Below are 12,671 nucleotides of genomic sequence, written 5' to 3' on the forward strand. Positions count from 1 at the left end.
CGGGCGGCCCATGTCCAGCCCCACCGCCTCTGACATCAGATCGGCTTGGGCACGGGTTCAGGTCGCCTGTCCCCCTGCATCGTGGCGAGCAGCGGGGAGCAAGGGGGCGGCGGGGTCTCCCCGGTCTGCACGGAGCGAAGCGGGCAGACGGAGGAATCCGCCATCGGCGGCTTGCAGGGAGAGGGCCGCGCGCCTCTTTCCCTCCCTCACAAAACGTGCCGCCAAGCACGTTCACGTCGGCGCAGCCGTGCCGCAGAGCCGGCCGCAACAAAGAAGGCCTACAAGGCGGAAGCATCGAAATGTCCGCCAGCGGGACCAATTAAGTTCGGTGCTGGAGAAAGCGGTTCAACAGGGCGGCCGTAGGAGCACCAGCATAGCGCCGCCGTCAGGCGCGACGCGGACCGACAGCCCCGAGAAGGGCGCTGATTGATCGATCGAAATTGAATCGGCTCATTTTATCAGCTGAAATATTCCATGAATTTTTCACGATGCTTCAGCGCGCGCGTGGATTTGATGCAGCCATCCAGGACTGCTGCATTGCCACAGCAATGGTCACAACCTGCTAGCGGGGCTTCTGGAGATGGACGCGACGATCGGTCAGACGCGCTTCTATTGGCTGCCGTCGGCGCCAGACGGTCGCGGAGCTTCAAATCTGATCGGGCTCCCGAGCGAATTGCCGTCCTACGAGCATTCGGGACCGATCCCGGCCTACAGGCACGCCTTACTTCGGGCGGCGGATCAAGTGATCCGTGAGGGGAATGCCACGCCGGCATGGCTCGCCAATGACTTCAATGCCAACTGTCGGCAGTCACATCATTAATTAAGCATAGCTCCGCGACACATATCCAAGGTGGCGCACAATCCTGCGAATTGTCATCGCTGTCACAGCAATCGCCGCACCAAGCAAAGTGGCGAACTCGATTCTGCTCGTGAGATCCCAAAGTTCTCCGAACGGTATGAGATCCATGAAGCGAAACACGGCACCCTGAAGCAGGTAAAGCAGCAGTGTGCTCTGACCAAGCTCCACCGCGACAAAGCGAGCTACGCGAGTTGAATAGCCAACTCTCCAGCATAGGAATATAAGCTGCATCGCCACTGCAGAAGTTGCTACCGAGCCAGCGAACATCAGCAACACTTGTTTGGCCGACTGTGCATCGTAGATCCAGACGAGATTGTTGTAGACGTACGTCTCCTTTCCCCAAACAAGAAAGCACATGAACGCAGCCATCGAAAGTAACACCACAAAAATAGCCTTGTGGCGCCTGATGCTAGCTGCCTGCCATCCGATCGGCTGCGCAAACAAGAACCCCAAACAAAAGAACGGGTATGTGTATCGTACCAACGGGGTTATTGACCACGAGACGGGCGCGAACGCGATCGCAATTGCAGATGCGCCTATGATCCACACCGACGAGCCATTGAAAGTCGTGAGCAACTTAATAAGGACGAAGGACGCGAAAGCTGCCCAGATGAACCAGTATGTGCCAATGAACTCCCTAAAAAAATCCAACATTCCACTGGTTAAACTGTTCGCCGAAGACATTACGGCGGCCTTCGATATCCAAATCAACGCACACCAAAAAAGCATGGGCAATACTAGTTGCATTGCTCGATCACTGACGCCTTGACGGAACGATTTGCGCAGAATCGCTCCCGAAGAAAGATATCCACTTATCGCCATAAAGAGAGGCATGTGAAACATGTAGATTGACTTAAAATATGGCGACAGCCAAAAGGCGTCAGTGCCTCGATAGACAACATATTGCAATAGATGCCCAACTAACACCAAGATAATGAGTACGCCTTTGGCGAAATCGAAGCTTAGGTCTCGGTCCTTACCCTTTCTGGGCGCGAGTCGCGCCCCTTCGAACCGACTGTTTTGTGATTAAGCATCAGACCTCCAGCCGATATCCTGCCGTTACTGCTTCCACTTTGGTTCTAGAGCTGTTCACGCACGGCATCTTCGGATCCCATTCTGGATTGTCGCACCCCAATCGGAGAGGATGGAGGGCCGCAGCACGACACAAGCGGAACAGGCCTGTTCTGGGCTAGAAGGCCGCAATATTTCCATTGAACTTCGTCCTCATCGCCTCAATAGCGGCAGTGCCGCCGCCTGGAATGTAGATCAACCGGAACTCAGGGCTCGCGCCGGCCAACTTCGATTGGTTTCGAATGGTCAAGCGGCGCCGGTCGGTCCATAAGCCTTCCTCAAGAAGCGGACCGTATCCGCTATTCTCTTTGGTCGGTAAAATCGATTGTGTTTATGGAACGCATTCGCACGATGGATACATGCGCATCAGGGCACGTGACCGCCCACGGATAGGACTTTGCTTCGGAGGTCACCGTCCTTTCGCGACTCTTGCAGTGCATGGATGAGGCGGCAATTCCCGCGGTGCAGCACCTTTCGAGCGCGTGCCACAAAATCGCTGGGTTCGACCTGCGCGGCGACTGGGTGGAGATCCGCCTGATCTAAAGCATCACCCATCCGACGGGCAACATCTCACGACGCGCCGAGCAGCTTGGCCAAGAATCCGCACTGGCCGATCTCGCGGTGCGTGCGATCGCCTCCTCGATAGCATTGGAGCAACACCTTCTTGAAATCGGCCTGTGCCGGCAATTTTGTCGTAAAGCTCATGGTGGCGTCTCCCGCACGCGCGCAGGACAGCCGGCAGATTGCGCATCTTGGCGATCAGCCCTGCCATTCGGCCCGTCGTTCTTCTTTATTCCAATGGAGATCGTAATCAGATCCGGCCGGTCACGCAGTGAAGTGTTCTCCCTTCGAGCAGCCACGTCGGCGCCGCTCAGAATCTTCGACGAGCGCGCCAGGACAGCATCGATCTCCGCAAATTCTTGCCAGCAGATCGTCCTCACATCATCATGCTCTTGGCTTCAACCGGGCTGGTGCCCTCCCCTTCCCGGCTTTTTGTCCCGACGCTCGGGTCGCTCCGCCCGGCCCGGTCAAGGCCAAAAAAAACGTCGCGGCTGAGCGCCTACTCCGGCTTCTGCCAAATATTCGTCGGCGGGTTCGCAGCACCGCGGGCGCGCTCGTGGGCAGGAGTGCGGATGGAAGTAGGTGATGCAGATCGTCACCAGCACCTCAGATTGTGTGAGGTCCACGGCTCGCTCGTTTCCGCCGACGGCGGCGCGGCGGGCGTCGGTATACGCAGGGCGGGTCGCCTTGGCCTCAGTTTCGGGGCAATGGCAAGCCCCGGTCCGCGCGGCGCCGAGTTGGGCGGAAAGATCGACGGCGCGCAACGCGGGGCTCCTAGGCGACGAGCAGTTTTCCCCCCGGTCTGACCCGGCCTCGACTCCAGATGCCGCAATGACCGTCGCGGCCCGGCGCGATTGATCGGGTCTCATGCCCAAAGCTGCCTCGGTGCCCAGTAGCGGCACCGCATTGCCCCTCCCAGGCGCTGCGCCAGTAAAGCGTCGGCGAGCCAGCATCCGTGTGCGTTCGAAGCGATCTCATTCGGCGGCCATGATCGCGCCGGTCACCATGCCGCAGCGGAAAGCTGCCGAGCTCGTCTGGTCAGGTCGCTGACCGCCTCGTCGTCGCGGGCGACGATCGAAATCTTCCCCACCGCAGCGAGGTTTCTCCCGTTAGAAGATCCTCAGCGGGATGGGCTGCCAGTTCACGCCCGGTCAACAGCATCCGGCCCGCGGGGTCGACCTTGTCTCCCGGTCGTGTGAGCAGAAGAACATCGCGAAGTGCGGCTTCATCCTCGACGCCGCGAGCCTGCTTCGCCGTACCACGGCCGCCGAAAGCCCTAGGCGCTGTCACAAGGCGCCAGCCCACCTCTCTAGCTGGCGGACCATCTCATCGAGCGCGCCGATGGCCGCACGGTCAGTGATTGCAATATCCTCAATGCGCCGCAACTGTTTGGGTCGGGGGCAGCCCTGTGCAACCAGGCCGGCACCGCCGCGTCGGCGCGGCTTCCGTGGCACCGGGAAGAGTGCCGTGGTGGCGCACGAGGGTTTTGGCTCAGAACCATGGAACACGATGGAGGATCGCGGCGCTTTTGTAGAGCGAACGATAAGTCTTGCACGACCAGCCATTTATCCCTCGCCAATTCCATGCCGCGGGCAACCAGCAGGCGAACCCCGTCCGGACTGAGTACCCGTTTCAACGCGGGCAAAAGAAGTTGTGTAGCCATGTCACGAAATGCTTGGTCCGCTTCTCTGCCGGCCGATGGTCCATGAAATCCCCTCTGCACGCACGACGCCGGAAACCTCCTTGCCGATATGATGCTCAAGCACCGGCCGCCATGGCACCAGCGTGAACTCGCGCGATTTCTCGATGACAGCGTATTTTCCGCCGGCGAGCTCGACGGAGCGGCGGAGCGTGCCTTCTATTCGATCTCCACTCTGGGCTTCAGAATAGGGCAGACCGAGTTCGTTCGACAACTGGCCGGCCACGCGGTTCAACTCGCGTTGGCGCAGCATCGAAAGCATGTTGGCGCGATAGACGATCCGGTCCTGCTCTTCCCGAGCAAGACCTTGCGCAATCAGCCACTGCCGTCGGCGGCCTTGCGCCTCTCGGACATCGCGGCCGAAACCAGAGCTGTGCAAGGCCTCCGGTATGTCGGAAACCAGCTCTCGATCGAGCCAGGTGGCGCCGTCGAAGCTGACTTGTTGTTCCAGCGGCGTCGATGAGAGCTTGTCAACCGTGACAGGCTCGGCCCCGGCCCGCTGACGCTCGTAGTCAGACACACGGTCGAGATGATCCGGTGCGACGATCCAGGTGCCGTCCGGCTCGCGCTCGACACGACCGGTCGCCCGGCGGATCGCCTCCAGTCGCCGCACGTGCGTTTCGGCAAAGCGTTCGGTGGCCGACGGGTCATGCTTGAGATGGATATCGATGCTGTAGCGCCCGTCATGGGCCGTGGCGATCTCGGCAATTGTGCGGTCGACTTGCCTTGGCCCGGTGTCCCTCGGCGTGACCCGCACTATGCAGCCCTCTGGCGTCGGTTGGGTGGCCTCGCCTTTGCCGATATCAACATAGTGGCTTTTGCCGTCCACGCCGTCGACGACGAGGTAATGGCGGTCAGTGATTTCGTCGGCCAGGCCGCGCGCAATGATGCGGCCGACGACAGGCTGCATCTGCTCTGCAGATCGATCATGGACAACATAGTCGGCGGCACTGCGGGCGAGCCCCTTGCCGGTCAGTTCGCGGTGCATGGTCTTGATGATGTCGCCCCGCTCGCCGATGCGGCGCAGCGTCGCTTCAAGCTCGCCATCAAGGCGCCAGCGGCCCGAGCCGACTTCCTCAGCCAGACCCATCCGCTCGAGCTTGCGCAGGCGGCCCTGGTGCAGCGTCTGGCGAAACGTGTCTCGGCTGGCCGGTGAGACATGCCCCTCATGGTCGCGCATGCGGAGCAGCTGCCGATCGATGCTGGTGAAGCGTTCCCGCTCCATTTCCTGGCGCAGGCGTTGCTCGATCTCGCGGTCCGTTCTCGGGCCAAGGTCCAGGCTGACCAGCTCGGCCGCCCGTTCACGGATTCCAGACGAGATGTAGTCCCGCGCGATGACTAGGTTTTCGTCGCGGTCGTCCTTGCCGCGGACGATAATATGGGTATGCGGATGACCAGTGTTGAAATGATCGACGGCCACCCAGTCGAGCCTGGTGCCGAGGTCTTCTTCCATCTGCGCCATGAGGCGCCGCGTGAGCGGCTTCAAGTCATCATACTCGATGCCGTCTTCAGGGGCGACGATGAAGCGGAACTGATGCCGGTCGCCATCGGCACGATCGATGAAGGCCTTGCCATCAACGCGGTCGCTGTCGGCGCTATAGAGCTCGCCAGGCTCGCCTTCGCGGGTGACGCCGTCGCGCTGGAGGTAGCGAAGGTGTGCACGTGCCCCGTCAACACCCTTGCCGGCCAGCTTGACGATACGCGCCTTGACGACGGCGCGTCGCTGCCGAAACGCCGCGTGGGGGTCGCGCGCTCTGAGAACGGCGGCAGCAGCCCCGCCGCGCCCCGCCCGGCTTCCGATGAAGCGGCCACGGCGACCGCTGCCGCCGCCGGCTCGGTTGATCGCGGCGCGGATCTGGCCGGCGAAACGCTTGCCTGCCTTCGAGCCGCGCGATCCGATTTTGCCCAGGCTCGGCTTGAACTCTTCATCCTGCATTGAGCCTCCTAGTAATCTTAAGCAATATCAGAGGTTTGTCGGCAGCAGCTCTCCTGACGCTGAAGGCAGCCTCCGTGGAAAACGATGTGCAGACAAAGACTTCGCCGCCTCCAGGAGGCGATGCCTTTATCTTGCCTTCCGCGGACCTGCCTCCCTGCCTCCCTGCCCCGCCCGACCCAGGATACCCCTGCCCTCACCTGCGATCCGGCCGGCCTGACCTTGCTCGCTCCGATCCGAGCGGCACCACGATTTGGCCATTCGGATCGGTCGCGGAAACACCGTTTCGCAGGAAAAACAGCGACTGCCCGGACGGGATTTCCAGCACTTTTCCGGAACGGGATTTGCCGGTGAACGCGTCCATGTCGGCGGCCGAGATCCCCGCCGCCTTCAGCTCTTCCAGATACGAAACCGTCTCGCTGGGCAGCGGTCGCCCACGCTGCAAATGCTGTTCGTAGCGGTCCGGCCCAGCGTTATAGGCGGCAAACAGGCCGGGAAAGCCGAAGCGGTCATACATGGCGCGCAGATAGGCAGTGCCTGCCAGAATGTTGTCGCGAGGGTCGTGCGGATCGGCCCCCAGGCCAAGCTCTGCGCGCATCTCCTCGTAGGTGCCGGGCATCACCTGCATGAGGCCAACGGCGCCGGCGTGTGAGGCGATCGGCCGTCCGTCCAGCATTGTCTGCCCCCGGCTTTCGGCATCCATGACGGCATAAATCCAGGGCTGTGGAATGCTGAAACGCCGGCTTGCTTCGGCTACCAAGGGCTGCCATCTTGCCAGCTGCGGACCACGGGAGATGGCGGCCGGCTGAGCGTCGGTCGCGGCGGAACAGGCGCATGGCGCTATCGCGACCATGCCCAGCATCAGGAGGGTTACTCGGTCCATAGCGGCACCAGCCTCCCGACAATATTTTCGGCCGGCACCGGCCCGAAATAGCGGCTGTCGAAGGAGTGATTTCTATCGTTGCCGAGCAGGAAAAACTCGTCGGCGGCGAGCTTGCGGCAGGCATTCCACCAAGGCAGCGGACGGTGCTGCGTGTCGGTTGCCAGCCGGCGCGCGACAATCTCGCCGCCGATGATGATGGCGTCGCCGAAGGCGCAGACATGCTCGCCAGGCAGCGCGGCAAGGCGCTTGACCAGCGGCACATTGCTGGGCAGATAGAAGCGTTCGGCGGCGAGATCGGCGACCGGTTTTGGCGGGCGGACGAGCACGAGATCGCCACGGGCCGGCGATCCGGACGCGACGCGATAGAGGCCGACCGGCGCACTGGCCGAGGCGTTCCACACCAGCCAGGGCGATGGGTTGTCGAAAGCGGCGAAGCCGATCAGGCCGAGGCCTATTGTGGCCACGGCGATCGTCTTGCGCGCCCGAACGCGCCGCAGATGGCTGCCGATCAGACGGATAGTGGGACGCCGGCTCATGAGCGGCCTCCCTCACCGGCCGAGCCGGAATCATGCCCGGCATCCTCGGGCCTGGTCTCCTGCGCGCGTCCCTTCGACCAGTCGTCGAGCTCGTCGATGTGATAGCGGACATAGCGGCCGTGCTTGCGAAATTGCGGGCCACCGCCCTTGAGCCGCATCTTCTCCAGCGTGCGCTGGGATAGCCCGATATAGAAGGCGGCCTGCGCGGTGTTGAGAAACGGACTGCCCTTCTTCGCGCGGGCCGCGCGTTCGTTTTCGTCGTCCATGATGGTCCTCGTTTCGTTACGGACAAGCGAAGGCGAGGATCGGCGAGCGAGATCGTTTTGGGGACGGGCGAAGAGTGGGGGGCGAGTTTTCGCCGCCCCTTCTTGAGAAGAGCCCCGCGCCGGTGGCGGCGCGGGGCTCGAGGCTGGCGGTTCAGTCGACCGGGTTCCAGATGATGGCGTATGTGTCGTCGTCGTCCTGGCCGGCGGCGCGGCCGAGATTGGCGTAGAGCTTGCGCGGACCGAACTCCGGGGCGGCAATCGACAGGCTCACATAGTCCTTGCCGGAGGTCTCGCCGGTGCGGATCCAGCCGGCCCCTACTTCGACCCCTTGCGTCAGCACCCGAAAGTCGGGATGGGTGTCGGCGCTCTTTGCCTGATTGGGCACGATGTCGATGTCGGCGCGGACGCTGAGCGTCTTGAGCTGGCCCTTGTAGCCGCCGTTTTCCTGTTTGGTGACGTATCCGATCGCGGTCATTTTCAGTCTCCTTTTGGTGCTCGCCGGGGACCATTCCCCTGCGATGGCGGACCGTGATGGGCGCGTCCGGACCGCCGGAACCGGGACGGCCGCAGCGATAGCGGAGGACCCGAGCGGACAGCTTTTTTGAAGCGAAGCGGCGCGAGGAAGCCGCCGCAGGCGGCGGGGAAAAAAGCTGCTGGCGAGGGTTTCGGGCGGGCCGGATCCGCCCATAGGTCGTCAAGCCAGCCGCAGGGGAATGGTCCCTGAGACGCATGGAGACAGGTGGCGCGATCGGCGGCACAAGAGCGGGCGGCAATGCAGGGGGCTTGCTGCGCGGGCTCTGTCGGCAACCCGATCGGTAATTGGCCCATGCGCGGAGCGCCTCGGCAAGCAACCCGGCGCGGTGCAGGGCTGCCGAAATGGGGGCGAGTTGGCGTCGGGATTTCTCGCGCGGCACTGGCTCGACAAGACGACCAATCGGCAGCCGGCGCGGCCCCGGAGCGGCGCGGGCGACCTGAGCGGCGGTACTCGAGAGAACCGCCGCTTAGGCCCTGATCGACTATTCGCGCGCGAACAGCGGCTGCACTTGTGTCCACTGATCGGCGGTGCGGAAGCCGCCGCGGCTGGTGTAGCTTTCGGCGGGGAATTTCATCCAGCGCGGCAGCCAGCTCTCGACCCACTGGCGGCCATTCTCGCCCGCCAGGAAGTCACGGATGATCTTCTTTTGCGTCTTGACCTTCTCGGCGACATTGCCGTCCGCGACCAGCTTGCCGCCGACCTCGGCCAGCATCGAATTGGCGATTTCCTTGTCGCGCAAGAGGTCGAAGAAGGCGTCGTCCGGTTGCCACCATGCGCCCATATCGACGTTCAGATGGTTGCCGAGTGCCTCGATGACGGCGCTGCCGGCTGCAAGCGTCTCGGCCATGACAAGGGTGAGAACGCGCATGACATCGTCGTCGCAGAGCGCCAAGAGGCGCGCGAACACGCCGGCGATAGCAAAGGCGTCGCCATTGCCGGCGGCGATCACGCTATCCTCATCCGGTGATCCGAGCAGGGCCAACACTTCGTGCCGCTTTTTGCCGAATGCAGCTTCAGCCTTGCAGCCGGCAAGGCTGGCAGTCACCGTCTCGTTGGCTGCGCGCTGTGGCTCACGGCGCACCTGCCACAGGCCGGAACCGGTGATGGCGTGCGCCACCACGAGGCGCAGCGCCACGGCGGGATGGTCGAGCATGGCCGCACGCACGGCGGCATGGCGATGCAGATCGACATAGTTCTGCATCGGGCCGGTGAGTTCGGGGCGCGGCGGCTTGGCGGCTGTTTCTTCTTGCTCGCCGCCCTCGCGGGCGCGGCGCGCTTCCTTGCGTGACAGCCAGCCCTCGTGACACTCGACCTCGCCGCGATGCGAGACAGTGATGACGACCTTGCCGCCCTTCTTCTTCGGGGTCTTCTCGTGGTCCCATCCGTGGAAATATTGGCCCGGCTCCAGCAGCACCACCTCGCTCCAGCCGTCGTTAAGATAGGTGTCGCGTCTGGCGGCAATCGCTTCGTTCTGCTTTTGCCAGAACAGGTCGGCATCGGCGAAATAGCTGTCCTCGCCGAACAGGTCCGAGGTGATCAGGCCGGGATATTCGTCGATGGCAAACAGCGCCACCTTGGTGGAAATCGACTGGCCGCCGAACAGCCATTGCTTCAATTGAAAGCCACGCGGCGCGTATTGATCGGGATCGGCACAGAGTGCCAGCCAGTCCTTCTGCTGCGCCTTGGACGCCATGGTGAGATGGCGCACCGTCTCGGCGTCGATCTCCTCGCGGCGATAGGCTTCGCGGATTTTGGGCAAGAGGTCGCCAAGCGCCAGAATGCGTTTGACCTTCAGGTCAGTGATGCCGAAGGTCGCAGCGATGTCTGGAACGGTGCGGCCTTGCCTGACGAGCCGCGAAAACGTCTCCCATTGCGATACTTCGTCAGGATCGAGGCGGGCGAGGTTTTCGATCAGCGAGGCTTCCAGCGCATCGGCGTCGTCACCGTCCTCCATGATGGCGCAGGGCAAGGGATCGCCTTCGCCGCGCTCGTCCGCAAGCGATTTCGCGGCGAAATGGCGCCGCCTGCCGGCAACGATCTCGAAGGTTTCCGGCTGGCCGTTGGGCCGCACAAGGAGAGGCACCAGCACGCCGCGCGCACGCACGGATGGCAGGATATCGGAAATGTCGGGCGCGCGTTTTCCATGGCGCATGTTGAGCGCGGAAATGTTGAGCCGATCCAAGGGGATCTGGGCAAGCTGCATGGTTACTCTCCTTCGCTTTGGTTGAGGTTGTCCCGCCGCAGAGGCCGAAGGCCGGCGCGGCGGGACGGTTTTTGCGCCTATCGGCGCTGCTGTTCCGCCGTGTCGGACGGAAGCTCGGAATGGGACTTTGAAAGGGCGTCTGCTGCCTGCCGCAGAAGTCGCTCGGCCTCGGTGATGTGGCGGCAAATGCGGGCGGCTTCGGCATAGACGGAGAGCGGAAAGCGCGCCTGGAAATGCAGGTCGCGCTCTATGCCGAGGCCAAGCGGACCTTTTACGGATGCAAGCTCGGCCAGACTGACGCTGCCGAGTTCGGGGAAGCCGAAGCCGAGATCGCAAAGGCCGAACAGCGTGTCGCCATCGGCGTCGAGTTCGGTCAAAAGCCACGTGGCGGCACCTGTGGGATTAAACAGTTTCACAACCGGAAAATGGTCAATGTCGGCGTCGGCGGCGCCATTGGCGAGCAGTCGTGCGCGCAGTGGATCGGTGATCAGGATCATGGAAAGACTCCTTGTCAGAACAGGTCGAGTTGATTTCTGCTGGCTTCATCGAAGAGGCCGATATCGAGCGGCTTTTGCGCCGCGCGCGGACACATCGGCGCGTCCATCAGGAGGGTGAGCCGATCGCGCGTGGTGATCGGCCGGACACCGGGAATGAGCATCTGCTCGCCTTGCGGCGTCGGCTCGCTCGCGGTCAGTTGAGGATCGCGCATCGTCATGCCGCAATCCCTTCCTGCGCCTCGCCTTCGGCATCGGCCTGAAGGCCAAACAGGAAATCGGCGGCCTTGGAAGCAAGACTGGCGGCACGGAAGATGGCGCGATTGTCCTCGCGCAGCACCTTCAGCCATGAGCCGATGTAATCGGCATGACGCACGGTCGGCTCGATACCGAGATTGCTGCAGACGAAGGCGGCAGTGATTTCGGCGACCAATTCTTCACGCGCGTAAGCCTTGGAGCCGAACGAGCCGGAGAGGTCGCGAGCAAGCCGCGTCGGGTGGCCGGTCCAGTGGCCAAGCTCGTGAAAGCAGGTCCGGTAATAGTCGATCTGGTGATGGAACGCCGGCTGCGGCGGCACCTGAATGTGGTCGCTGCCCGGCATGTAGAAAGCGCGATCGCCGCCGACCCTGAAATCCGCACCGCTGGCGCGAATGAGCGTCTCGGCCTGCGGCACGATCTCGCACTGAGGCAGCGGCTCGGCGGCGGCATAGAGGTCTTCCGGAAGATTATCGCACTGCGCGACATTGAAGACGGTGAAGCGCTTCAAAAAAGGCACGGCCTGTGGTTCATCGCCCTCGTGGCGTGCGCGCTCCTTCTCGTCCTTGGGGACAAAGCGGTCGGCATGCACGATGGTCGTGCCGCGCTCGCCCTTCCTGACATTGCCGCCAAGGACGAGCGCCTGCCGGAAGGTGAGCCAGTTCTGGCTGGGATAGCTGCGCTCGATGACCGCGCCCCACAGGATGAGGATATTGATGCCGGAATAGATGCGCCCAGAGGATGCATTCCTCGGCAGGCCAAGGCCTGCCTTTGCGCTGCCCCATGGCTTGACCCATGGCACGGTGCCGCGCTCCAGTTCGGCAATGATGCGGTCGGTGATCTCCTGATAAAGGCTGGCGCCCGGGCGCCCGCACTTGCCTGCGCCAGCCTCTCCGCTGGCACAACGCTTGCTGTTTACATGCATCGTCTCATCCTCCGCTCGCCAATCGCCGCGCCTTTCCCCGGAAGATCCCATGGGTGGTGGAGGCAGCGCTCGATCCCGATCTCGCGTGCCTGCCCCGTGAGTGGGGTGGGCGGCAGAACGCGACTGGCTTGGCTCGCTGAACGAGGCAGGCTGCACCCGAAGGGCCGGAACGGAGTGGAGGATGTGAGCGGAGCGAACATTGCGGCCTGCCGCAGCGGGCCTAGAAAGGAGCGTCGCCCACCCCGCGAGCGGGGGCAGGCAAAAACCAAAACCACATCGCGAAGCGATGACCGCAGCTGCGATCAACTCGCTTTGACCGACGCATTGCTCATGAACAACTTGGAGGGACAGAACACATGAAGGCTAAAAACGCGACTGAGATTGAAACCGATGCCGTCCATACGACACTCGGCGCTATCTTCCTGTCCCTGGAACTCAGTCGCTCGACCTG

The 12,671-nt window shown here is 62.7% G+C and carries 10 protein-coding genes and 3 pseudogenes; 1 reads left to right on the forward strand and 12 read right to left on the reverse strand.

Going from position 1 to position 12,671, the window contains the following annotated elements:
• Window positions 1-571: 571 nt before the first annotated feature.
• Window positions 572-811 (forward strand): annotated as a pseudogene (locus NKI95_RS30820) (hypothetical protein); the annotation flags it as partial.
• A gap of 9 nt (window positions 812-820) precedes the next feature.
• Here the strand turns inward: NKI95_RS30820 and nolL are convergent.
• From nolL to NKI95_RS30880, 12 genes and pseudogenes are all read right to left on the reverse strand, one after another.
• Window positions 821-1,893, reverse strand: a pseudogene (gene nolL, locus NKI95_RS30825) (nodulation factor fucose acetyltransferase NolL).
• Window positions 1,894-2,500: 607 nt separating this feature from the next.
• On the reverse strand, window positions 2,501-2,635 hold the full coding sequence (locus tag NKI95_RS30830) for a hypothetical protein (protein ID WP_352721591.1): 135 nt from the start codon (window positions 2,633-2,635) through the stop codon (window positions 2,501-2,503).
• Between the two features lie 425 nt (window positions 2,636-3,060).
• A pseudogene (locus NKI95_RS30835) lies at window positions 3,061-3,174 on the reverse strand (SMC-Scp complex subunit ScpB); the annotation flags it as partial.
• A 981-nt stretch (window positions 3,175-4,155) separates the two neighbouring features.
• On the reverse strand, window positions 4,156-6,126 hold the full coding sequence (gene rlxS, locus NKI95_RS30840) for a relaxase/mobilization nuclease RlxS (RefSeq protein ID WP_352721593.1): 1,971 nt from the start codon (window positions 6,124-6,126) through the stop codon (window positions 4,156-4,158).
• 193 nt (window positions 6,127-6,319) lie between these two features.
• A complete protein-coding gene (locus NKI95_RS30845; protein WP_352721594.1) occupies window positions 6,320-7,006 on the reverse strand; it encodes a lytic transglycosylase domain-containing protein in 687 nt (228 codons plus the stop codon).
• Entirely contained in the window at window positions 6,994-7,542 is a 549-nt protein-coding gene (gene lepB / locus NKI95_RS30850) for a signal peptidase I (RefSeq protein ID WP_352721596.1), read from the reverse strand. The genes NKI95_RS30845 and lepB overlap by 13 nt, the downstream gene beginning before the upstream one ends.
• Window positions 7,539-7,808: a helix-turn-helix transcriptional regulator gene (locus NKI95_RS30855; protein WP_023679653.1), complete on the reverse strand. Its 270-nt coding sequence runs from the start codon at window positions 7,806-7,808 to the stop codon at window positions 7,539-7,541. The genes lepB and NKI95_RS30855 overlap by 4 nt, the downstream gene beginning before the upstream one ends.
• A 151-nt stretch (window positions 7,809-7,959) precedes the next feature.
• Window positions 7,960-8,283: a DUF736 domain-containing protein gene (locus NKI95_RS30860; protein ID WP_023672372.1), complete on the reverse strand. Its 324-nt coding sequence runs from the start codon at window positions 8,281-8,283 to the stop codon at window positions 7,960-7,962.
• A 541-nt stretch (window positions 8,284-8,824) separates the two neighbouring features.
• Window positions 8,825-10,546 (reverse strand): ParB/RepB/Spo0J family partition protein, encoded by a 1,722-nt coding sequence (locus NKI95_RS30865; RefSeq protein WP_352721597.1) that lies wholly within the window; start codon window positions 10,544-10,546, stop codon window positions 8,825-8,827.
• A gap of 77 nt (window positions 10,547-10,623) precedes the next feature.
• Window positions 10,624-11,043: a DUF2958 domain-containing protein gene (locus NKI95_RS30870; protein ID WP_352721598.1), complete on the reverse strand. Its 420-nt coding sequence runs from the start codon at window positions 11,041-11,043 to the stop codon at window positions 10,624-10,626.
• A 14-nt stretch (window positions 11,044-11,057) separates the two neighbouring features.
• On the reverse strand, window positions 11,058-11,261 hold the full coding sequence (locus NKI95_RS30875; RefSeq protein WP_352549568.1) for a hypothetical protein: 204 nt from the start codon (window positions 11,259-11,261) through the stop codon (window positions 11,058-11,060).
• Window positions 11,258-12,220 (reverse strand): ArdC family protein, encoded by a 963-nt coding sequence (locus tag NKI95_RS30880; protein ID WP_352721599.1) that lies wholly within the window; start codon window positions 12,218-12,220, stop codon window positions 11,258-11,260. The genes NKI95_RS30875 and NKI95_RS30880 overlap by 4 nt, the downstream gene beginning before the upstream one ends.
• Window positions 12,221-12,671 lie beyond the last annotated feature (451 nt).

The organism is Mesorhizobium sp. M0306 (assembly GCF_040321655.1).
In the GTDB taxonomy this organism is placed as follows: Bacteria; Pseudomonadota; Alphaproteobacteria; order Rhizobiales; family Rhizobiaceae; genus Mesorhizobium.